At 45.0% G+C, this 21,674-nt stretch carries 20 protein-coding genes; 10 read left to right on the top strand and 10 right to left on the bottom strand.

The features are described 5' to 3' along the window. Window positions 1-333 precede the first annotated feature (333 nt). The 4 genes from argJ to argF all read left to right on the top strand — a co-directional run bounded on the left by argJ (window position 334) and on the right by argF (window position 4,692). Window positions 334-1,590 carry a bifunctional glutamate N-acetyltransferase/amino-acid acetyltransferase ArgJ gene (gene argJ / locus AB5123_RS02275; RefSeq protein ID WP_337812244.1) on the top strand — a complete coding sequence of 419 codons (1,257 nt, stop codon included), beginning with the start codon at window positions 334-336 and terminating at the stop codon, window positions 1,588-1,590. A gap of 34 nt (window positions 1,591-1,624) precedes the next feature. Further along, the gene (argB, locus tag AB5123_RS02270) at window positions 1,625-2,482 is read left to right on the top strand and encodes an acetylglutamate kinase (RefSeq protein ID WP_022288154.1); all 858 of its coding nucleotides are present in this window, start codon (window positions 1,625-1,627) and stop codon (window positions 2,480-2,482) included. Between the two features lie 32 nt (window positions 2,483-2,514). Beyond that, complete coding sequence (locus tag AB5123_RS02265) at window positions 2,515-3,699, top strand: aspartate aminotransferase family protein (RefSeq protein WP_117876979.1); 1,185 nt, start codon at window positions 2,515-2,517, stop codon at window positions 3,697-3,699. Window positions 3,700-3,777: 78 nt separating this feature from the next. Beyond that, window positions 3,778-4,692, top strand: a complete 915-nt coding sequence (gene argF, locus AB5123_RS02260; protein WP_046439882.1) for an ornithine carbamoyltransferase — start codon at window positions 3,778-3,780, stop codon at window positions 4,690-4,692. 120 nt (window positions 4,693-4,812) lie between these two features. Here the strand turns inward: argF and AB5123_RS02255 are convergent, their stop codons facing one another. The 4 genes from AB5123_RS02255 to AB5123_RS02240 form a co-directional block, all read right to left on the bottom strand. Then, entirely contained in the window at window positions 4,813-5,034 is a 222-nt protein-coding gene (locus AB5123_RS02255; RefSeq protein WP_242843639.1) for a DNA-binding transcriptional regulator, read from the bottom strand. Between the two features lie 99 nt (window positions 5,035-5,133). Continuing rightward, complete coding sequence (locus AB5123_RS02250; protein WP_022288158.1) at window positions 5,134-5,646, bottom strand: hypothetical protein; 513 nt, start codon at window positions 5,644-5,646, stop codon at window positions 5,134-5,136. A 26-nt stretch (window positions 5,647-5,672) separates the two neighbouring features. Beyond that, window positions 5,673-8,132: a glycosyl transferase gene (locus tag AB5123_RS02245; protein ID WP_038672461.1), complete on the bottom strand. Its 2,460-nt coding sequence runs from the start codon at window positions 8,130-8,132 to the stop codon at window positions 5,673-5,675. A 172-nt stretch (window positions 8,133-8,304) separates the two neighbouring features. After that, entirely contained in the window at window positions 8,305-9,309 is a 1,005-nt protein-coding gene (locus tag AB5123_RS02240) for an aldose 1-epimerase (RefSeq protein WP_368364488.1), read from the bottom strand. A gap of 274 nt (window positions 9,310-9,583) precedes the next feature. Here AB5123_RS02240 and AB5123_RS02235 point away from each other — a divergent pair, with 274 nt between their 5' ends. The 5 genes from AB5123_RS02235 (at window position 9,584) to AB5123_RS02215 (ending at window position 12,097) form a co-directional block, all read left to right on the top strand. Further along, window positions 9,584-9,790 (top strand): DUF378 domain-containing protein, encoded by a 207-nt coding sequence (locus AB5123_RS02235; protein ID WP_022288161.1) that lies wholly within the window; start codon window positions 9,584-9,586, stop codon window positions 9,788-9,790. A 591-nt stretch (window positions 9,791-10,381) separates the two neighbouring features. Beyond that, the gene (locus AB5123_RS02230; protein WP_117938997.1) at window positions 10,382-10,912 is read left to right on the top strand and encodes a cysteine hydrolase family protein; all 531 of its coding nucleotides are present in this window, start codon (window positions 10,382-10,384) and stop codon (window positions 10,910-10,912) included. A 34-nt stretch (window positions 10,913-10,946) separates the two neighbouring features. Then, complete coding sequence (locus AB5123_RS02225) at window positions 10,947-11,657, top strand: AzlC family ABC transporter permease (protein WP_022288163.1); 711 nt, start codon at window positions 10,947-10,949, stop codon at window positions 11,655-11,657. Beyond that, window positions 11,651-11,971, top strand: a complete 321-nt coding sequence (locus tag AB5123_RS02220) for an AzlD domain-containing protein (protein ID WP_368364487.1) — start codon at window positions 11,651-11,653, stop codon at window positions 11,969-11,971. The genes AB5123_RS02225 and AB5123_RS02220 overlap by 7 nt, the downstream gene beginning before the upstream one ends. 9 nt (window positions 11,972-11,980) lie before the next feature. After that, the gene (locus AB5123_RS02215) at window positions 11,981-12,097 is read left to right on the top strand and encodes a hypothetical protein (RefSeq protein WP_278642903.1); all 117 of its coding nucleotides are present in this window, start codon (window positions 11,981-11,983) and stop codon (window positions 12,095-12,097) included. Window positions 12,098-12,227: 130 nt separating this feature from the next. Here the strand turns inward: AB5123_RS02215 and AB5123_RS02210 are convergent, their stop codons facing one another. Next, a complete protein-coding gene (locus AB5123_RS02210; RefSeq protein ID WP_181982802.1) occupies window positions 12,228-13,019 on the bottom strand; it encodes a Bax inhibitor-1/YccA family protein in 792 nt (263 codons plus the stop codon). A gap of 236 nt (window positions 13,020-13,255) precedes the next feature. Between AB5123_RS02210 and AB5123_RS02205 the strand changes: the two genes are divergently transcribed. Beyond that, the gene (locus AB5123_RS02205; protein WP_368364486.1) at window positions 13,256-15,937 is read left to right on the top strand and encodes a cation-translocating P-type ATPase; all 2,682 of its coding nucleotides are present in this window, start codon (window positions 13,256-13,258) and stop codon (window positions 15,935-15,937) included. A 31-nt stretch (window positions 15,938-15,968) separates the two neighbouring features. On the opposite strand, the gene AB5123_RS02200 is transcribed toward AB5123_RS02205, so the two are convergent. The 5 genes from AB5123_RS02200 to AB5123_RS02180 are packed head-to-tail and all read right to left on the bottom strand — an operon-like array spanning window position 15,969 to window position 21,669. Then, window positions 15,969-16,655 carry an ECF transporter S component gene (locus AB5123_RS02200; protein ID WP_368364485.1) on the bottom strand — a complete coding sequence of 229 codons (687 nt, stop codon included), beginning with the start codon at window positions 16,653-16,655 and terminating at the stop codon, window positions 15,969-15,971. After that, entirely contained in the window at window positions 16,645-18,285 is a 1,641-nt protein-coding gene (locus AB5123_RS02195) for an ATP-binding cassette domain-containing protein (RefSeq protein ID WP_337812238.1), read from the bottom strand. The genes AB5123_RS02200 and AB5123_RS02195 overlap by 11 nt, the downstream gene beginning before the upstream one ends. Continuing rightward, the gene (locus AB5123_RS02190) at window positions 18,258-19,124 is read right to left on the bottom strand and encodes an energy-coupling factor transporter transmembrane component T (RefSeq protein WP_278642873.1); all 867 of its coding nucleotides are present in this window, start codon (window positions 19,122-19,124) and stop codon (window positions 18,258-18,260) included. The genes AB5123_RS02195 and AB5123_RS02190 overlap by 28 nt, the downstream gene beginning before the upstream one ends. Next, on the bottom strand, window positions 19,121-19,651 hold the full coding sequence (locus AB5123_RS02185; RefSeq protein WP_022288170.1) for a DUF4430 domain-containing protein: 531 nt from the start codon (window positions 19,649-19,651) through the stop codon (window positions 19,121-19,123). Before AB5123_RS02185 ends, AB5123_RS02190 begins: the two co-directional genes overlap by 4 nt. After that, entirely contained in the window at window positions 19,648-21,669 is a 2,022-nt protein-coding gene (locus AB5123_RS02180; protein ID WP_337812237.1) for a transglutaminase family protein, read from the bottom strand. Before AB5123_RS02180 ends, AB5123_RS02185 begins: the two co-directional genes overlap by 4 nt. Between the last annotated feature and the right edge of the window lie 5 nt (window positions 21,670-21,674).

Here is a 21,674-nt window from a genome sequence, read left to right as displayed (position 1 = left end):
CAACAGGGGGCAGAGCCCCCTCCACAAAAGTACGGTCTAAAAAAAGCGGCGGACAAAAAAATAAAACAAACCGAAGTAAAATTTCTCAACCAAGCCTAAAAACCAACAAAACTCCGCCGCTTTTGTCATTTGAACAGCGAAGCGTCTTCAAATGACTCGCCAACGGCGACAATAAGCTCCCCCACAAAGGAGAGCAATCCCCGACCAATGAGTGCGAATATAAAAGTGCGGAAAAAATAAGCGGGCGAAAGCTGTTCGCCCCTACAGAAATAATTAATAGAAAAAATCTGTCCTGATCTAATTAGTGTGAAAATTTTGTAAGGAGTTTTGAATATGAAAGAGATATCAAAGAAAAATTTCGACGGCTATAAGTATGTAGACGGCGGCGTGTGTGCTGCAAAGGGCTTTAAGGCTAACGGTCTTTATTGCGGCATAAAGGAAAACCCTACAAAAAAGCCTGACCTCTGCCTTGTGGAGTCTGACGTTATGTGTTCAGCCGCCGGCGTTTTTACTCAGAATAAGGTCAAGGGTGCTCCTGTTACTATTTCTCAGAAAAATCTTGCTAAAACAGGCGGCAAGGCTAAGGGCTTTATCCTCAACTCCAAAAACGCTAACACCTGCAACGCTGACGGTGAGGAAAAGGCTTACAAAATATGCGAGATGACTGCCGAGAAAATGGGCGTTAAGCCTGAGGAAATTCTTATCGCTCAGACAGGCGTCATAGGTCAGATACTTCCTCTTGAACCTATCGAAGCTAAGATAGACGAGCTTTATGAGGGGCTTTCCTATGAGGGCAACGAAAAAGCCGCTATTGCTATCATGACTACTGATACAGTGAAAAAGGAAGTGGCTGTTGAGTTTGAGCTTGACGGCAAGATCTGCCACGTTGGCGGCATGGGCAAGGGCAGCGGTATGATACACCCTAACATGGCGACTACGCTAAATGTTATCACTACAGACTGCGCTGTATCCTCCGAAATGCTCAAAAAGGCTCTTACTGATATCGTCAAGATAACATATAACTGCCTGTCTGTTGACGGTGACCAGTCAACGAACGATACCTGTGCTGTTATGGCTAACGGACTTGCAGGAAATGCCGAGATAACAGCCGAGGGTGAGAGCTACGAGGTGTTCAAAAAGGCTCTTTATATCGTTATGATGAACATTACAAAAATGCTCGCAAAGGACGGCGAGGGTGCAACTAAGCTTCTTGAATGTACTGTTACCGGTGCAAAAGACCTTGACACCGCTATAATCGTTGCAAAGAGCGTTATATGCTCGCCGCTTTTCAAGTGTGCAATGTTCGGTGCTGACGCTAACTGGGGCAGGATACTCTGCGCTGTTGGATACGCTGAAGCTGATTTTGACATAAACAAGGTGGACGTTTCACTGTCATCAAAGGCAGGAGAGATACACGTTTGCCACAACGGCGCAGGCATAGAGTTCTCTGAGGAAGTGGCTAAGACCGTTCTTCTTGAGGACGAGATCACAATAAGCGTTTCTATCGGCGACGGCAACGGCACTGCCACTGCATGGGGCTGTGACCTTACATATGATTATGTTAAGATAAACGGCGATTACAGAAGCTAAGACATAAAATCAGTATAGGAAAGAAGAATGAGAAATGGACATAAGCAATAAAATCAGAAGTCAGATACTTATTGACGCTCTGCCACACATTCAGAAATACCACGACAAGATAGTCGTTGTAAAATACGGTGGCAACGCTATGACAAACGCTGAGCTTAAAGAAGCTGTTATGAGCGATATCGTGCTTCTAAGCGAGGTAGGCATAAAGGTAGTTCTTGTTCATGGCGGTGGCCCTGAGATAAATGCAATGCTCAAAAGAGTCGGCATTGAAAGCAAGTTCATAAACGGTCTGAGATACACTGACGCTGAAACTATAGATATCGTTAAAATGGTGCTGTGCGGAAAGGTAAACAAGGAGCTTGTTTGCGCTTTGCAGCTCCATGGCGGAAAGGCTCTCGGTCTTTGCGGCTGTGACGGGCAGATGATACTTGCGCAGAAGCTTGACAGCGAAGTTGACCTTGGTTTTGTGGGCGACATCAAAAAGGTGACGACAAAGCCTATAGTTGACGCACTTAACAACGGTTATGTTCCTATAATCTCCACAGTTGGCGTTGGCGAGGACGGACAGTCTTACAATATCAATGCTGACACTGCGGCGGCTAGGATAGCCTCTTGCTTGAGAGCGGAAAAACTTATTCTTATGACGGATATAGTTGGTCTGCTGGAGGACAAGGACGATGATTCCACACTTATCCCACAGGTAAACGTCAGCGATGTGCCTTATCTCAAAAAGAAAGGCATCATAAGCGGCGGAATGATACCAAAGATAGACTGCTGTGTTGAAGCCGTAAGACGTGGCGTTAAAAAGACCACTATCATTGACGGCAGAGTACCGCACTCGATACTTATCGAGCTGCTCTCTAACGAGGGTATCGGTACACAGTTTATATAAAATATCAATACATATTGAAAAGAGTGATAAAAATGAACACCATAGAACAGTTCAACGAACACGTTATGCAGACCTATGGCAGAATAGGTCTTGTTATGGAAAGCGGTCATGGTCAGACGGCTGTTGGCGAGGACGGAAAAGAGTATATCGACTTCGGCTCCGGTATCGGCACAAACAGCCTTGGCTACTGCGACGAGGATTGGGTGAACGCTATCTGCGATCAGGCACACAAGATACAGCACACCTCAAACTACTATTACACAAAGGTACAGGCTGACTTTGCAAAAAGACTTTGCGAGGCAACAGGCTATGAGAAAATGTTCTTCGGCAACTCGGGCGCAGAGGCTAACGAGTGCGCTATCAAGCTTGCAAGAAAATACAGCTTTGACAAATACGGCAAGGACGCTGAGAGAAATATCATCATCACCCTTGTAAACAGCTTCCACGGCAGAACGCTTTGCACTCTTTCTGCAACAGGTCAGGAGGTTTTCCACAACTACTTCTTCCCGTTCGTTGGTGGATTTGAAAATGTTATCGCTAATGATATTGACGATCTTATGGACAAGCTCAACAAGCTTGACAACAAGGTTTGCGCTGTAATGTTCGAGTTCGTTCAGGGCGAGGGCGGAGTTATACCTCTTCAGCAGAGCTTTGTGAACACTATCATGCTTGAATGTGCAAAGAGGGATATTCTCACCATTGCCGACGAGGTACAGACAGGCGTTGGCAGAACAGGCAAGCTCCTCACATCTGAGCTTTACAACGTAAAGCCTGACATAACCACACTTGCAAAGGGTCTTGCAGGCGGTGTTCCAATAGGCGTGTGCCTTGCGAACAAAAAGTGCAGTGAGGTACTTGGCAAGGGTACACACGGCTCGACATTCGGTGGAAACCCTATTTCCTGTGCAGGCGGAAACGCAGTTCTTGACAAGGTGACAAAGCCTGAGTTTCTTGAGGAAGTTCGCAAAAAGGGCGAATATTTCAGAGAAAAGCTTGCAGAAATAGACGAAGTTGAGGGCGTTGACGGACTTGGTCTTATGATAGGCGTAAGGCTCAAAACCAAGAAAGCCGCTGATGTGCTTAACAAGTGCTTTGAAAACGGACTTCTTATTCTCACAGCAAAGGACAAGCTGAGATTTTTGCCACCGCTGAATATCTCATATGAGCAGATAGACAAGGGACTTGCTATTCTGAAAAAAGTTCTTGACGAGAAATAACAAAGTGTGTAGGTGCGAACAGTGTTCGACCGTTTGATACGCAATATCAAATAAAAATCAAAATACGGAGGAAATATTATGAAACATTTACTTAAAATGCTCGACCTTTCCAAGGAGGAAATTCTCGACATTCTCAATCTTGCAGACCAGCTCAAATACGAAAACAAAAACGGTATCGAGCATCACATTCTTAAAGGCAAAACTCTCGGAATGATATTCCAGAAGTCCTCTACCCGTACAAGAGTTTCTTTTGAAACAGGTATGTACCAGCTTGGCGGTCAGGCACTTTTCCTTTCAAACCGTGATCTCCAGATAGGCAGAGGCGAGCCTGTTCAGGACACAGCCCGTGTTCTTTCACGTTACCTTGACGGCATCATGATCCGTACTTTTGAGCAGAAAGAGGTTGAGGATCTTGCTAAATATGGCTCTATCCCTGTAATAAACGGTCTGACAGACTTCTGCCACCCTTGTCAGGTGCTTGCTGACCTTATGACCATCAGAGAGTTCAAGGGACGCTTCGAGGGTCTGAAAATGTGCTACATAGGCGACGGCAACAACATGGCAAACTCGCTTATCGTTGGTGGACTTAAGGTAGGCATGGAAGTTTCTATCGCTTGCCCTAAGGATTATCAGCCTGCTGCTGAGGTTCTTGAATTTGCCAAGGGCTACGGCGACAAGTTCTCAATGACAGACGTTCCTCTTGAGGCTGCAAAGGACGCTGATGTACTTTTCACAGACGTTTGGACTTCAATGGGCGAGGAAGCTGAGACAGAGAAGAGAAAGATCGCATTCAAGGGCTATCAGATAAATGACGATATCATGGCTGTTGCAAAGGCTGACGCAATGGTACAGCACTGTCTGCCTGCTCACCGTGAGGAGGAGATAACCGAAAAGGTATTCGAGGCTCACGCAAATGAGATATTCGAGGAAGCTGAAAACAGACTTCATGCACAGAAAGCCGTTATGGTCAAGGTAATGGGTCCGCAGGAATAATTCGCATATGACAAAAGCCGTCCACGCTGGTGGGCGGCTTTTTTGTGTTGAACACATCAAAAAGGTCTTTGATGTGACGGGATAAAAAGATCCGCAGTCCTCAAAGAACTGCGGTCATAGTTAAATAACATTTTCATTTACGATATGGTAGCTTTGCAGAATTTCTGGGTCAAACTGAATGAGTGAGATCATTCTGCGTGCAGGACCGATAGGCTGGTTCGTACCTGTTTCCCACGCCTCAACAGTTTTTGTCGAAACTCCGATCACTGCGGCAAATACCGCCTGCGTAAATCCCAGCTTTTTTCGGATCGCTTTTATATCTTCAGCAGATATATCAGGCAAAGGCTCTATTCTAAGAGTTGTTTTTTAGCAGAAATTTTACCTTTTTCGTAGTCAACTGCCTCGTTAAGTCCAGTAATTATGCTGTCAAACACATTCATATTAAAGCTGGTCTCCTTCGTATTTATTATTGAAGTTGTAATATACTTTCTCATTTGGAAGCACTGCCTTAATCGGATAAACTGACATCCCAAAAGAATCTGTAAAAATAACATCTTCTCCAATATGTTTTTCAAGAAACTCATCAGAAAAATCAGATATTAAACCAATGCTGATAGCTCCATTCCTTGTAAAATTCAATCCTTCAATTTGTATACTCTTTTCAATCAAAGAACAATCTGAAGTGTGAAAAAAATTCAACAACATTTTTTGAATATCTCGTTCGATTTGAATCTGATTATCAAGATAATATCTGATTGCTTCTTCTTGTTCAAATGAAATTACAGCATCTTTTTGATTTGAGTATATACATAGATACAGGTCAAAAGTTTTATCCCATAATGTAATGATAAAGCTCTTCTTTGTGTACCAATCTGTTTTTTTAATCAAAGTTCCTAATACAGGATGCTCAATTGTAGTTGGTTTATTTTTTTTCTTTGTCTTTCCAAAAAACATAATCTCGCCTTTAAAATTTGTATGGCTTAGCCCATTACTACCTCAACATTTACTGTTGCACCATTTTCAGCTACAGGGAGAACATTGCCCTCTACTGCCTTGCCGTCAACAGTTACGCTCTTTATGCCCTTGCAAACGTGGTCAGGGTTCTTAACAGTGATGTTGTATGTTGCACCTCTGTACTGACGTGTTGCTGTCATGCCGTCCCACTCGTGAGGGATAGATGGATCTATCTTCAAGCCGTCAAAGTCAGCCTGTACTCCGAGAATGTACTGTGAGATAGCTACCATGTTCCATGCGGCTGTACCTGTGAGCCAGCTGTTCTTGCCCTCGCCAAATCTGCTTGCGTCCTTACCAGCTATCATCTGACCGTATACATAAGGCTCTGTCTTATGAAGATCAGAAATCTCCTCGTTGAATGCAGGAGCTATCTTGCTGTAATACTCAAATGCCTTGTCGCCTCTGCCTGCATATGCTTCTGCGCAGATTATCCAAGCATTGTTGTGTGTGAAGATACCGGCGTTCTCCTTATATCCGCCCGGATATGTGGAGATCTCACCATACTGGATATAATACTTTGAGTATGCAGGGTTGTTAAGAACAAGACCATACTTTGTATTGAGGTACTTGTCGATAGAATCAAGTGTCTTGATGTCAGCGCCCTCGTCCTTGCCTATTTCAGACATAACTGCGAAGCCCTGTGGCTCGATGAATATCTTGCCCTCTTCGCACTCCTTTGAGCCCATTTTTGCGCCTGTGGAATCGTAAGCTCTCAGGAACCAATCGCCGTCAAATGCAGATTCCATAACGTTCTTCTTCATCTTGTCTATCTCAGCCTGTGCTGCGGCAGCTTCATCGTCCTTGCCAAGGTGCTTGAGGATAGACACATAGTTAGGGCCTGTGTATGTAAAGAGTGTTGCCACCATTACAGACTCAGCTACCTTTGAGTAGCCGCCCTCAGCCGCAAACTTAGGGTTAGTATAAGTCTGGAAGCTCTCGCCCGGAGTGTCAGAGTAGCATGAAAGGTTGATACAATCGTTCCAGTCAGCTCTCATTGCAAGTGGCAGACCGTGAGGACCGAGGTTATTTACAATGTGATAGAATGATACCTTAAGGTGGTCGAGCATTGGCTTAGCCTTTGACTCGTCATTATCATAAGGAACCATTTCGTCAAGGATAGACCAGTCGCCTGTTTCCTTGATGTATGCGGAAACTGAAAGGATCATCCACAGTGGATCGTCTGAGAAGTCGCCGCCGATATCGGAGTTGCCCTTCTTTGTAAGAGGCTGATACTGATGATAGCAGCCGCCGTCAGGAAGCTGTGTAGAAGCGATGTCGATGATACGCTGTCTTGCGCGGTCCGGTATCTGATGAACGAAGCCGAGGATATCCTGGTTTGAATCTCTGAAGCCCATTCCTCTGCCGATACCGCTCTCGAAATATGAAGCGGAACGTGAAAGGTTAAATGTTACCATGCACTGATACTGGTTCCAGATATTTACCATTCTGTTTACCTTGTCATCAGGTGTGTCAACATTGATAACGCTGAGAAGTCTGTCCCAAGTTGCCTTGAGTTCTTCAAGACCTGCGGCTACCTTTTCAGGAGTGTTATACTGCTCGATCATTGCGAGAGCCTTTTCCTTATTGATAGTAACGCCGTCAGCCTCGAACTTCTTATCAACAGGCATTTCAACATAGCCGAGGATAAATACAAGAGTCTTTGACTCGCCCGGAGCAAGTGTTATCTTCTTGTAGTGTGAAGCGATAGGTGACCAGCCGTCTGCAAATGAGTTGTTAGCCTTGCCTGCTTCAACAGCCTGTGGGTTATGGAAGCCGTTATAAAGACCGATAAATGAATCTCTGTCTGTATCATAGCCGTCTATCTCGTCATTTACTGTATAGAATGCAAAGTGATCTCTTCTGTCTCTGTATTCTGTTTTGTGATAGATAGTTGAACCTACTACCTCAACACGGCCTGTGCTGAAGTTTCTCTGGAAGTTTGTGCAGTCGTCCTGAGCGTCCCAAAGGCACCACTCTGCAAATGAGAAGAATGAGAATGTTTTTTCTTCATTGCTCTCGTTTGTGAGAACTACCTGCTGAACTTCGCCGTTATAGTTCTGAGGAACAAAGAATGTAGCCTCAGCCTTAAGTCCGTTCTTCTTACCTGTGATGATAGTATAGCCCATACCGTGACGGCACTCATAAAAATCAAGCTCTGTCTTTACCGGTGACCAGCCCGGATTCCAGATAGTTTCGCCGTCTTTGATATAGAAATATCTTCCGCCCATGTCGATAGGCACGTTGTTGTAACGGTAACGAGTTATTCTTCTCAGTCTTGCATCCTTATAGAAGGAATAGCCTCCTGCTGTGTTGGAGATAAGTGAGAAGAACTCCTGTGTGCCAAGATAGTTTATCCATGGATATGGCGTTCTTGGATTGCTGATGACATATTCCTTTTTCACGTCATCAAAATGACCAAATTTCATCAATAATTTCCACCTTTCGTAATTTATCTATTGTTAATTAATTTCTTAATTATAACCATTGTGAAGTGTATAGCCGTCACAAAATGATCAAGCCAACGGGCGAACGCTGTTCGCCCCTACATTTACAGAGCTGTTACATAACTCTCATTCTGCATAATGATAGTTTTTTCTATTATTCAGTAAAGAATCTCTGCCAGCACTTGAATGTGTGACCCTTTGTTATCTCCTCATATCCGCTCACTTCGTTAGGCAGGCTGAGATTAGGAGAGTTTATCATAGCTGTCATTGGTTCAGGACAGAAATATCCCTTATTGCCCTTATCGTTCCACATATTCCAGAACTTAAATTCTTTTGACACCTCGTTGCAAACCTTATGACCATTGTCAGTATCCACAACATAAGAGCCATGGAAATCCTTGCCGTCAAGCTTGTTCATGCCTGCGGTATACATATCGTTTGAGATATTATTCAGAGTAGGCATTTTTGTACCCTCTTTATATTCAAGGTCTTTCTTTTTAAGAGGCAAAAGCTTTTCTGTTGGCAGACATCTCTTGTCAAGCTCGCACTTTTCGATTATCGGCACGCACATTCTCATTGATTCCTCCCTGCCGCCGTCGCACATTGGCGCATTAAGGCAGGTATGAGTACATATAGAAACAGGCAGAGCCTTGTCGCTGTTGTTTGTCAGGTATATCTCCTGCAAAAGACCGTTTTCAGAAAGCGTAAACGTATAGGATATTTTAAAATCCACCGGAAAATAAGAATACATCTCGTCATTCTTGTCAAAGGTATAAGAAGTAACAAGCACAGCTTTTTTATCCTGTGTTGAATAACACTCTATTTCGTGTTCTCTCTTATGCACCCAGCCATGGATAAAATTATCAAGCTTTTTCTCATTTACAGGCATTTGATACACTGCGTCAGAGGTCTTTATAATGCCCTTATCAAAGCGATTAGGCAAGAAAAGAGTAGGCAGTCCCCATATCTCTCTCGCCTTATTTATAGTCTTGAGAGTGCAGTCATCACGATATCTGAACACCTCTATGCCGTTTTCCTCGTCACGAAGCCTCAGCACAGAAGCACCAAGTTTTGGTGCGATAACGCAGGAATACTTTCCCGACTGCATTCTGACACATTCCGTATCTTTAAACATGAATTTAAGGTCTATATTATTCAAAAAAGTAACGCCCCCATAGTGCAAAGCGATGATCTGCCTCCCGCTTTACCATACATTTTTACTTAAACGATTAACATACAATCATTATAACATAGCCCGTCGCTTTTGTCTAGTACAAAACGCAGATTTTTTTATAGAATTTTAGCTGTGTTTTTTAGTAGTTTTTTACCAAACGTTTAATGAATAATCCAAAAAAATATGACAATACTACAATCAACAGCCCGCTGACAGACGGACTGCTCTATATCTTAAACAATCAAAGGAGGAGTTTCTCATGATAGATAGGATCGCACTGCTGCTTCTCATAATAGGCGGCATAAACTGGGGGCTTGTGGGCATTTTCCAGTTCGACCTTGTGGCATTTCTTTTCGGAGGTGCTGCAGCGATACTAAGCAGGATCATCTACGTTTTGGTAGCTATTTCGGCTATCTGGTGCATTTCACTGTTTTTCAAAGACAACAGACTTGTCACCGAGCAGTAGTCCCCTGCAGGTCATGACGGCAGGAGAGGGAGCTTGTTTCAGAGGGCAGCATTTTATCATGGGTTTGCTTGCTGCATATTCTAAAATCGGCTCTCTTTCCTGCTGTCATGACCTTATTTTTTTGTTTTAAATATTAAAATTTGAACATCGCAGGCACTAAAAATGGATAAGATATTTTACTTTTTTAAGTCGATTTAAGTTCAGACCTCACGCAGATGTCATTGTTAGCATAATGTCAACGAAATATTTGTGCAAAATCCCGAATTTTCAGAAAATTAACAAGTTCTTTGCAACTTTTTCTTGACTATCGCTACAAAAGAGGTTATAATTTAATTGATGTTAAGGATATTGAACATAATTTGTTTGATTTAACATCCGTTTTGTTGTCTCCTTTCTTTTGTTCTACACATAGTTTTTTTTATTTTATTTTCTGCTGAGCACCGTTGCTCAGCATTTTTTTTGCCCATTTTATGCACACGTTGAAAAATTCATATTTTAGAGTTATAATGTTACTTTATGGACTTATAAAACAATATGTCAGTTCTTACCTGTCAAAACGTTTTCGTCGTGAGAGAAAGGAGTAAATAGAATATGAGATATCTTATAGTTGTTGATATGCAGAATGATTTTGTCACGGGCAGTCTTGGTTCAAAAATGGCAGAAATGATCGTTCCTGCTGTCTGTGAAAAAATACGCAGTTACAAGGCTCAGGACAGCACTGTATTCATGACCCTTGACACGCATTTCAAGGATTATCTTGAAACGCCTGAGGGAAAAAAGCTCCCTGTGGAGCATTGCATAAAAGGCACCGAGGGCTGGCAGCCTGAGACTCAGGTAGCTGAGGCTATCGGTGGAAGCGCAGAAGTCTATGAAAAAAGCACATTCGGCTCGGCTGAGCTTGCACAGCACCTTGCTGAAATAACAAAGGCAGGGGACGAGATAGAGCTTTGCGGACTTTGCACAGACATTTGCGTGGTATCGAATGCCCTGCTCATAAAAGCTTTTTGTCCTGAATGCGAGGTCATAGTTGACGCAAACGCCTGCGCAGGAGTAACGGAAGAAAGCCACAAGGCGGCACTTGTTACAATGGCGTCATGTCAGTGCAGGATAGATAATTTTTGATTTGAGGGGGAACACCGCTTCGGCGGAATGATTTATGAGTGGTTTCAAAAAAGGTCTTAAAGACGGCATACCTATTGCTTTGGGGTATCTTTCGGTATCTTTTACATTTGGACTTCAAGGCGTAAAAGGTGGTCTGAGCTGGTGGGAAACTGTGCTTATCTCTATTTGCAACGTGACCTCGGCAGGTCAGTTCGCAGGACTTGACATTATGCTGTCGGGGGGCGGTTTCTGGATAGAAATGGCTTGTGCTCAGTTTATAATCAACCTGAGATATGCCCTTATGTCAATATCTCTTTCGCAGAAAGCTGACAAGTCACTGTCGGGAATACACCGCTGGCTGGTAGGCTTCGGAGTGACAGACGAGATATTTGTCATGGCAATGGGAAATATAGGTGAAGTTTCAAGGCAGTATATGTATGGGCTTATCGCTTTACCTGTAGCAGGCTGGTCGCTGGGGACTCTTATAGGTGCGGCGGCAGGAAAAATACTTCCTGAGATAGTCATAAGCGCACTTAGCATTGCAATATACGGAATGTTCCTTGCAATAATAATACCGCCTGCAAAGAAAAACAAGGGCATTGCAATGGCGGCGATATTTGCGGCTCTTCTTAGCTGTTGTTTCAAGTGGCTGCCTATTCTTAATAAGGTATCCGGAGGATTTTCCATAATAATCTGCACCGTTCTTTCCGCAGGGATAATGGCGGCTCTCATGCCTGTGAAAAATGAGGAGGACGGTCAATGCTGAGTATAAGAGATTTCTTCATTTATCTTTTCATTATGGCAGGAGTGACCTATCTTATTCGTGCCCTGCCGTTGGTGATATTCAAGGGCAAGGTAACAAACAGATTTGTGCAAAGCTTTCTTTACTATGTGCCATATGCTGTGCTTGGAGCAATGACGTTCCCGTCCATACTATTCTCAACGGGAAACCTTGCGGCTTCCATAGCAGGACTTATAACAGCCTGCGTGCTTGCATTCAAGGAAAAAAGCCTTATCATAGTTGCGGCATTTGCCTGCCTTGCAAGCTTCTGCGTGATACTTATTTGTCAGCTTATCTAAATGTAGGGGCTGGCGTACTCGACAGCACACCGGCTCATGCAGGACAAGCTTGTTGAACACAAGCAGTATATTGCTGAGTATGGTCTTGATATGCCTGAGATCAGAGATTGGAAATGGGATATCTGATAAAAAAGCCTTTCTATTAATTAAATATACCCACACAAAAAGGGACTTCCATTTATTCGGAAGTTCCTTTTTTGTGCATAAAAATATCCCCCGCCTTGCGACGAGGGATAAAAAGTGCTAAGTCTATAAATTACTTTCTGTTGTTTGCTATCTTTGCAAGAAGATTCAGTATTTTAAGATAAAGATAAATAACACCTACGATAAGACCATAGCTTGCATACCATTCATACTGAGCAGGAAGCCCCTGTTCAACTGTCATCTGGATAGTTTCAAAATCGCACATAAGAAGCGCTGCGGCGATAAGAACGCCAATAACAGCGAAAAGTATACCGATAGGGCCGTTGTTTATTGCAACGATCGAAGTGTAGATAGCTGAATGAGGTGCGAGCCATGCAAGAAGCATGAAAAGCAATCCGCCTATGATAGAAACCCAAAGGCAGGTGATAAGAGCAGTTTTCATTCTGCTTCCCACACGAACGCCCTTTGAATAGATAACTGCAAGCACTGCAACTGTGAGAAGCGTCAGTGTAACGGCTTCAACTATTATGCCTTTCCACTGCATTGCGTAGATCATTGACATAAAGGTGAGGGCATATCCCATGCCTGCGGAATAGATAGAGCCTGTTACCGCCGTTGTTTTCGGAGCGAATGAAGCCACAAGTCCTGCTATTGCTGTTGCGATAATAGCGCCGACAAAGATAGTATACTCAGTGGAAAAAGCCTGCGCACCACCGCCGAAGAAGTTGTGAATGTAAAAATATGCTCCCATGCCTGCGGCGAAAACTGCAACAAAATACAAGGTCTTCATTGCAATGCCCTTATAGCTTGCCACCTCCATGCCGTAAGTGGACTGTGCAAAAGAGCGCAGCTTTTTAACTCGTGGATTTGAATAGCTTTCAGAAAAATTATTATAATCGTTCATGAATTTGCCTCCTTTATTTTTTTCGCCAATATTTATTTTCATGGCTTATATACTATTATACATATTTTCATAAAAAAGTCAATATGATTTTTCAGGCAACAACGCAAGGTTCTTTTTTGGGACTTGTCCGCATATGATGTAAGCAAAGGCAAAAGCACTGAAAAATCTTGTGCAGTCAAAACGTTTCGCACAATGTTATCAAGGCTATGCCAAAAAATCGGAAAGGAAGATACATTGTGCTGGATATACTTGAAAAGAAGCTTACGGAAAACCAGACCACAAGAAAGGGGCTAACAACTGCGGAAGCTGAAAAGCGGCTCAGTACGGACGGAGAGAACCGCCTTGCCAAAAAGAAAAAGACCTCTGCGGCGAAAATTTTTGCAGGACAGTTTCATGACGTTATGGTGATGATACTTCTTGTGTCGGTGGTGATATCCGTAGCACTTGGGCAATACGCTGACGCTGTGCCTATCGTGCTTATAGTTATCATTAACGCTGCGCTGGGATTTATTCAGGAATACCGCTGTGAAAAAACTCTGGAAAAGCTTGAAAATATGACCGCTCCCACCGCCATGGTATACCGTGATGGCAGGCTTGTGAAAATTCCTGCATCGGAGGTCGTGGCAGGAGATGTTTTCACTCTCGAAGCAGGTGACAGAGTGCCTTGCGACGGCTACATAAACTCATCAAGGGCGTTATCGTGCGACGAATCTGCACTCACTGGCGAAGCTGTGCCTGCGGTAAAGAAATGCCGTACATCTGAGATAGATTTTACCGCTTTGAACAAAGACTACATGGTCTACATGGGAACGGTGGTAACAAAGGGCGTTGGCGAGGTCACGGCGGTGGCAACAGGTGAGCGAAGCCAAATGGGCAGGGTCTCAACCATGCTTGATGAGATAAAAGAGCCTGAAACTCCATTGCAAAAGAAACTCGGAGAGCTTGGCAGAACTCTTGCTGTCATCTGCCTTGCAGTGTGCGTGGTAGTCTTTATTGCAGGCGTACTAAGGGGCGAGCCTGTTCTCAACATGGCAATGACAGGAATAACCATTGCCATTGCCGCAATACCTGAAGGCTTGCCTGCCACTGTGACTATAGCGCTTGCCCTTGCTGTCAGAAAAATGCTAAAGCGTCAAGCACTTGTACACAGGCTTCATTCAGTGGAAACTCTTGGCTGTGCCACTGTTATCTGCACTGACAAGACAGGCACTGTGACAATGAACAAAATGACCGTCACTGATATTTTCACCTGCACCGAGAAAAGCCGTGCTTACGGCGTAACAAAAGAGGGAGCAAGCTTTGATGACAAAGCCCTCAAAGCATGGGAAAGCCCTGACCTTGGCAGGATACTTTTGTGCGGTGCAGCCTGCAACAACGCAAGGCTCTGCCCGCCTGAAAAGATAAAAAAGCGTGACAGGGGCGGCAGGCAAAGCGAGCTTTGTGCAGAGGGCGACCCTACAGAAACAGCTATACTCATAGCCTGCGCAAACTCAGGTATAAACGTCAGCTCCCTTGGTTACAGACGAACTGACGAGCTGCCATTTGAAAGTGAAACACGCTCCATGACGGTAATATGCGCTGATGAAAAGGGGGTTACAACGGCATTCAGGAAAGGCGCTTTTGACGTTATCATAAAAGAATGCAGCCACGTTTTTTCTGACAGCGGCGAGCTTTTGACATTTGGCGGAGCAATGAGAAAACAGGCTTTTTACAAGTGCGATGAATACGCTTCAAAAGGTCTGCGTGTGATAGCATTTTCACAGCAGGTGGACGGGGAATGGGCTTTTCTTGGACTAATGGCAATGAAAGACCCTCTCAGGGCTGAAGCCGCAAAAGCGGTGGCGGAATGTCAGCGTGCAGGCATAAAGACAGTTATGATAACAGGCGACCACAAGCTCACCGCTCAGGCTATTGCAAAAGAAGCCGGCATTATGAAAGCAGGCTCTATCGCTTTGACAGGCGACGAGCTTGACAGAATGGACGACAAACAGCTTGACGAGGTAATAGAAAACTGCCGTGTGTTTGCAAGGGTGACACCTGAACACAAACTCAGGATAGTAAAGGCATTCAAAAGCCGTGGGCACGTTTGTGCAATGACAGGCGACGGGGTAAACGACGCACCTGCTATAAAAGAAGCCGACATAGGTGTATCAATGGGAATATCAGGCACAGAGGTCACAAAGCAGGCGGCTGACGTGATACTTCTTGACGATAATTTTGCCACCCTTGTGAACTCCGTTGAGGAGGGCAGGACCATATATCAGAACATAAGAAAATTCGTGCGCTACATTATTTCCTGCAACATAGGCGAGGTCATAACAATGCTCGGTGGAATTATAATGGGACTTCCAATGGTACTGCTTCCAGCGCAGATACTTCTTGTAAACCTTGTTACAGACAGCCTGCCTGCAATTGCGCTGGGGCTTGAGCCTGCGGAAAGCTCGGTAATGAAAAAGCCCCCTAGAAAAGAGGACGACAGCTTTTTCAGCGGCGGACTTATGTGGCATATCGTAATAAGAGGGCTTCTTATCGGTATCTGCACCCTTGCAAGCTTCACTGTTCTGCTCACTAACACCCATTCTCTCGTCACTGCAAGGACAGGTGCGCTTATAACACTTGTACTTAGTCAGCTTATCCATGTGTTTGAATGTAAATCAGAAGATAAGACGCTTTTCACTGTGCCTTATCTTTCAAACCCATTCCTGCTTTTCTCTGTATTCATATCAGCGGCAGCGCTGTTTGCAGGCATATGGCTCCCTGTTCTGCAAAAGGTATTTTTCACAGCCGTTCCGAGCCTTGGAGAGTTTCTTGTGGCGGCGTCAGCGGCGGCTATCGTGCCTGTCGGGGCAGGCATAATACCAAAGCTTTTTACGGGCAAAAAATCTCCTGACGTAACAGTGAACGCCCCGCAAGGATAGCAAAAGACCGACAGGGCAAAGCTTTGTCGGTCTAATTTTTTAATCCATATTTTTTATCCAGCCTTTTAAATATCCTGCCAAAAGGTTTTGATAAAACCAGCAGGAAGAACACGTTGGAGACTGCGTATATAAGTGTGAAAACTGCTGACGAGCCAACAAGGGCAAGGTATCTGCTGAGAATAAAGGCGTTATCAGCCCACAGACAGCTCCACAAGTCCATGATGAGAGAGAACGCCGTTCCTGAGATTATGCCGAAGGTCACAAGGAGTGGCTTGCTTTTTATAAGCTTATCAGCCAACATTCCTGCAAAATATCCTGTCAGACCCCAAATCAGCATTTGAAAAGGCGTCCACGCACCTTGTCCGAAATAGAAGTTTGAGATAAGGGCAGTCATTGCGCCTGTCATAAAGCCCGATTCTCTTCCCATATAAAGGGCGGTGATAATGACTATAGCGGTGCAGGGCTTAAAGCCCGGCAGAAAGCTGAAAACTATCCTGCCGAAAACGGACAATGCGGTCATGGCGGCTATTATCACAAGTTGTGTGCTGTCGGAGTGTTTTTTCTCAAAGTGGAGAAAATAGCCTGCCACGGTAAGAATGGCAAGTGCTGCGGTGACGAAAGAATAGAAGCGTTCTCTGAAAAACATTATACCGCCAAAGCACACAAGGGGTATGACAAGAAGATAGATAAGCTCTGACACAAGTTTTTTACTGCTCATTTTGACCTCTATTCACCATTGCGAGCCGTTCTCTTACGGCTGTTGACGTCACTACACCACTGAAAAAGCCCCTTGTGAGCCTTGCGGCGGCGGTGGTGTAAAAGCGATTGTGAGAGAAAAACTCCACGGCATTATCCTCTGCGACTATCTTCCCGTCAAAAAGAAGTCCGCACCTGTCGCAGTATTGTGCGGCAAATTCAAGGTCATGGGTCACGAGAAGTATCGTCCTGCCCTCGTCTTTTAGACCCAAAAGAATATCACCAAGAGCCTTTTTGGCGAAACTGTCCATGCCCTTTGTAAACTCGTCGAGGACTATTATTTTCGGGTCGGCAAGAAGTATCTTCGCAAAGGCACATTTCTGTATCTCGCCGCCGCTGAGATCCCAAGGGTGGCGGTCAAGGAGATGTTCTATGCCCATACGCTGAGAAACATTTTCCACTGTGACTTTGTCACCGCTTTGCAAAAGATCCTCACGGACGCTTTCTTTTACAAACATTGTCACAGGTTCTTGGGGCAAAAATGCAAGCATTTCACGGAAAAGCGAGCCGTTTTTATAGGCTTTCTGCTTTTTTCCGAAAAGTGAAACATTGCCCATATAAGGCTTGCAAAGTCCGCATATCACACGCAGGAGCGTTGATTTTCCGCCGCCGTTTGAGCCTAAAAGCCCATAGCACTCCCCTTTTCTGATACCAAGATCACAGCCTTTGAGGATATCGGGGGAGTTTTTTTCATATCTCTGCCACAGATTTTTGCACTGCAGGGCATAAGGCTCAGCACGTTCTGTATCAGTGACAGCCTGCTTTGGAATATCCGTCACGCCAAGCTTTTCAAGCTTCGCCCTGCCTTGTCTTACATTGAGGGGCAGGTCATCGCAAAGCCTTGCGAACACCTTGGCGGTTTCGGGAAGAAAGCCCTCCAGAGCGTTCTTCACAAAATGTTTTGCGGTCAAGGCAGGCGTACCGAAAAACTCGGTTTTGCCCTTTGCGAGATACAAAATTTTGTCGCAGGAGTCAAAAAGCTCCTCGGGGTCATGCTCGGCAATGATGATAGTCACGCCCATTTCTTTGTTAAGGCGGTCTAAAATGCCAAGAAGCTCCCTTGCGGCAACGGGGTCGAGCTGTGCGGTAGGCTCATCAAGAAGCAGGATATCAGGGTCTGTGGCCATGACGGAACACAGAGCGACAAGCTGTTTCTGACCGCCCGAAAGTGTGGAGATATCCCTGTCATAGAGCGGCTCGATACCGAAAAAAGCCGCCATTTCACCAACACGGCTTTGTATCTCACCACTTTTCACACCAAAGCTTTCAAGCCCGAAAGCAAGCTCAGCCGATACTTTGTCGCATACCGTCTGGCTGTCAGGACTTTGCATTACAAAGCCTATCTTTTCGGCACTTTCTCTATCAGAAAGCTCGCTTCTGTCCTTGCCCATAAGGGTGATGTTTCCGGAAAGCTCGCCCCTTGGGGAAAGCTCTCTTTTCAGGAGCCTGAGCAAAGTAGATTTTCCGCTTCCCGAAGCACCGCAGAGCATTATTTTTTCGCCTTTTTTCACTGAAAAAGTGCAGTCAGAAATGGCATAGTCCGTGCTTTCGTTATATTTGAAAGCTACATTTTCGCAAGACAATATTTCCATTTTATGCTCTCCTTTACTTCAAGAATAAACGGGAAAACGCATAGTAATGCGAACATTCCCACAGGAAAAACGCTGTTTTCAAGCTTTATCACAGGGTAAAAAGCGGCGGACAGCTCGCCCCTTGCGGAAAATATCAGCACCAATGCAAAGATAACTGCAAAAGCCGCCACAAAAATGCCGTCCCATGCTCTAAACTTGAACGAATGTGCAAAGCTTCGTTTCTGGATACCATAACCACGGGCTTTCATTGAAGCGGCTGTGTCCGCTCCCCTTTCAAGCGTGCCTGCACAAAGGGCTGTGAACACTGTGCAGTCTTTTTTCAGGCGGTCAAAACGGCTGTCGGAGATGTTCGCACCAGAGCAATTCAAAGCGTCCAAAAGCTGTCTGTGAAGCCTTTTGAGCTTTGGGATAAAGCCCATTGTCATTGTTATCACAAGGGCAGCTTTTGGCGTTTTTCGGCCGAAAATGTATAGGAGCTTTTCCCTTGTAAGCACCTTTCCAAGAGCTTTGCACCACATTATCACAGCGGTGAGGGATAATCCAGCGGTCAAGCCATAAAAAAGGGCTTCCTTTGTGTAAGCCTTGCCGTTTACGAAAAACAGCGGCGTTACGCCCTTATGTGAAAAAAGTGGATTTGTGACAGTCAAAACGGCGGTAAGAAAGATGTAGAAAGCAAGGTCTGATGCGGTCTGTCTACAGCTTTGAGTTACGGCACAGAACAGGAACGCTCCCACTGCCGAGCATATACCAACGGCTGGTGAAAAGCAGAACATTGTCACCGCAAGCACAGCCGCAAAATACACAAGGGCGGTCAAAGGGTGAAAAGCTGACAACCTCATTTCACCGCCTCCTTTGTGTAGTCGCAAACGTAGTAAAACTCCACGCTGTCACCGTCATGGAGGACATACTGTGAACAGCCCTTATCGGGGCTTTCGCCATTTACCGTATAGGTCCACCCTGAGGACGGACCGCAGGAAAACTCGTAGATATTGTTTATGCCACGGACATACACAGTGTTGTAAATATTATCCTCTGAGCCTTGATAATCAAGGGGTATCTTCTCACACCTTGTAGCTTTTTCCAACAGATCAAAGGCGGTGTCGCCCTCACGGAGGACATATTTTTCCGCAGGCATAACAATGCCGTCTGAGGGAACATAGCACTCGTCACGAAGATTTTTGTCAAGCATATCGTAATTATCCAAAATATCAGAGCAATCCACTGTCAGAGTGACAGTGTGAGCGGCATTTGCGGTATCGTCGCTGTGCAGGCTGTAATACTCGTCAACGGACTGAATATCAACGCCCTTTATGACCGCTGCCACTGCCAAAATTATGACTATGAGCAGAGCGATATCCTTTTTCACTTTTCTGCTCCCTCCTGAACTTTGAGCTTTTTGGCTTTCTTTGCCGAAACTGCAAAGTTTTTCACTATATGCATTTCCTGTGGGGAAATCTCGAGCCTTGAAAATCTCGCCTTTTCGTATATTTTCTCGCACTCTGCGAAACTTTCCGCCATATCAGCGCCAAAGGTCTTTTTTATGCTCTCGGAAAGCTCCCTTGGCGTATGGTCTGAGAAATCCCTGCCGCAAAGCTTTTTTCTGCCTGCAAAGAACAGCTTCTCCACCTTTTTGCTGTCAGGCAGAGCGGCAAACTTTATTTTTCTTACCAAAGCTATTATTGCCACAATAAGGCAGAGTATAAGTATTACCGCACCGATTACGATATATACCGCATAGCTTTTCTCCGCAGGTTTAGTCTTGTTCTCCTCAAAGATCTCTTCCCTTGGTTTGTCCTCGTCCTCGGGAGCAAGGGCTTCGCCGCCTTGGTTGGTGGGCTTTGCTTTTACAGAGCTGTCGTCAGTTTTTATCATGCCAACATAATCGGGGCAGACCTCGAAAGGCTGCCAACCTATGCCGTCTTTGTAATACTCCGCCCAATAGTGGAGCTGTTTTGAAGTGACGGTCAGGGCTGAGTTATCTGTAAGGCCTTTGGTCATATCTGATGTGATAAAATATCCTCTGCAAAGCCTGGCAGGAACGCCCTTTGCACGGAAGATCTTCACAGCGGCGGCAGCAAAATCCTCCTCGCCCCCACGGCAAGTTACCTCAAGCATATCTGCAAAAGAGCTTTCGCCCCCATAGGTCTTTGACCTGTCAAGCACTGCGTCTGACACAAAAAAGCTTAGCATATCAGACCGCAGTTTACCCTGAGGACCTTGCAGATCAAAATGGTTTGCGGCAAGCTGTTTGTCCTCGGCTGATATGTCAAGGCAGGTGGAATAAACATATTCACGATAACCCTTTTCTGCGGCAAGATAATCCGCAGGCTCAGAAGTGCGCAGGGTATCAAATGTGCCAAAAGGCTTTGTGAGATAGCCTTCCGACACCGCAAGCCTGTAATAGCTTTTGGTGTTCTCAAAGCTTCCGCCTATTATCTTTGGGTCGGAAAAAGCGTTCTCTGCGGCGGTCATACCATAGGTATAAAGGGGCTTTCCGCCATTTTTGATGTTTACTGTAACATTGCCGCTGTCGGATATACCAAGGGCATTGTCAAGGGAAGAAGTCTGAAAAGCAGGGGAAAAATCAAGCTTATCAAGCCAATAGAACTCGTCTGAGTAGGCATATTTCTCCTCACCGCTAAGCTCCCCCCACACGCCGTTAGTTTCTTTCTCAAAACGGCTCTCCAGAAGATACAATGGCTGTGGGTGCTCCATTATGATCTCATACTCACTTTTCGTATTAAAGCGATCGGCAAATGCAAAGTTGGAAAGCTTATCAAAAAGCCCTGTCAGGCAGGCTATAAGCACTGCGCAAAATGCTGTAAGTATAAGCACAAAGGGCTTCAAATCGCCTTTTATGCTGCCGGAAAACGTCAATGCAAGGATACCTAACGCAACTTCTGCAGTGGCATAGTACAGAGGGATATCAATAAAGATACCTGCGCACAAAAACAGCGCAAGCATTGCCACTGTAAAAACTCTGCTGTCAAGACGGCTGAAAATGCTCTGCACTGTGGAAACTATCACTGCACCCACGCAAAGAGCAAGCCAAGGGTCTGAGCTTTTTTCCACAAGCATTTCCACTACTCCTGCGCTTTTACCGTGGGCGATCAAGACGCAGTTCAAAAGCCCTGCAAGGCTTGTTAAAAACTTCTTGTGGAATATCACCGCCGACAATAGTGCGGTGAAAAATGGTATAGGCAAAGTCTTTTTTGATACCCCTGCAAGGGCTGTCAATATGCACACACCTATCAGGACAAAGGCTCGCCAGCCCATACCAAGCGACAATGACAGCAGGAGCATTGTCACTGCACCAAAAAGGCTCTGCATGATATAAACACCCTTTGAAAAGTGCTTTTCCACATAGCAAATACTTGCTGTCAAAATTG

The organism is Ruminococcus sp. RTP21204st1_B2_RTP21204_210225 (assembly GCF_040914135.1).
Taxonomy (GTDB): Bacteria; Bacillota; Clostridia; order Oscillospirales; family Ruminococcaceae; genus Hominimerdicola; species Hominimerdicola aceti.
The sequence above is the reverse complement of the archived record's forward strand: the minus strand, read 5'-3'. Positions and strand labels throughout refer to the sequence as shown.

What these genes read in the sequence shown, in the direction of transcription:
- AB5123_RS02220 (WP_368364487.1), top strand. Translation starts at nt 11,651, where the DNA reads ATGCTGAGTATAAGAGATTTCTTCATTTATCTTTTCATTATGGCAGGA.
- argB (WP_022288154.1), top strand. Translation starts at nt 1,625, where the DNA reads ATGGACATAAGCAATAAAATCAGAAGTCAGATACTTATTGACGCTCTG.
- AB5123_RS02210 (WP_181982802.1), bottom strand. Translation starts at nt 13,019, where the DNA reads ATGAACGATTATAATAATTTTTCTGAAAGCTATTCAAATCCACGAGTT.
- argJ (WP_337812244.1), top strand. Translation starts at nt 334, where the DNA reads ATGAAAGAGATATCAAAGAAAAATTTCGACGGCTATAAGTATGTAGAC.
- AB5123_RS02265 (WP_117876979.1), top strand. Translation starts at nt 2,515, where the DNA reads ATGAACACCATAGAACAGTTCAACGAACACGTTATGCAGACCTATGGC.
- AB5123_RS02190 (WP_278642873.1), bottom strand. Translation starts at nt 19,124, where the DNA reads ATGAGGTTGTCAGCTTTTCACCCTTTGACCGCCCTTGTGTATTTTGCG.
- AB5123_RS02225 (WP_022288163.1), top strand. Translation starts at nt 10,947, where the DNA reads ATGAGTGGTTTCAAAAAAGGTCTTAAAGACGGCATACCTATTGCTTTG.
- argF (WP_046439882.1), top strand. Translation starts at nt 3,778, where the DNA reads ATGAAACATTTACTTAAAATGCTCGACCTTTCCAAGGAGGAAATTCTC.
- AB5123_RS02200 (WP_368364485.1), bottom strand. Translation starts at nt 16,655, where the DNA reads ATGAGCAGTAAAAAACTTGTGTCAGAGCTTATCTATCTTCTTGTCATA.
- AB5123_RS02195 (WP_337812238.1), bottom strand. Translation starts at nt 18,285, where the DNA reads ATGGAAATATTGTCTTGCGAAAATGTAGCTTTCAAATATAACGAAAGC.
- AB5123_RS02235 (WP_022288161.1), top strand. Translation starts at nt 9,584, where the DNA reads ATGATAGATAGGATCGCACTGCTGCTTCTCATAATAGGCGGCATAAAC.
- AB5123_RS02230 (WP_117938997.1), top strand. Translation starts at nt 10,382, where the DNA reads ATGAGATATCTTATAGTTGTTGATATGCAGAATGATTTTGTCACGGGC.
- AB5123_RS02250 (WP_022288158.1), bottom strand. Translation starts at nt 5,646, where the DNA reads ATGTTTTTTGGAAAGACAAAGAAAAAAAATAAACCAACTACAATTGAG.
- AB5123_RS02245 (WP_038672461.1), bottom strand. Translation starts at nt 8,132, where the DNA reads ATGAAATTTGGTCATTTTGATGACGTGAAAAAGGAATATGTCATCAGC.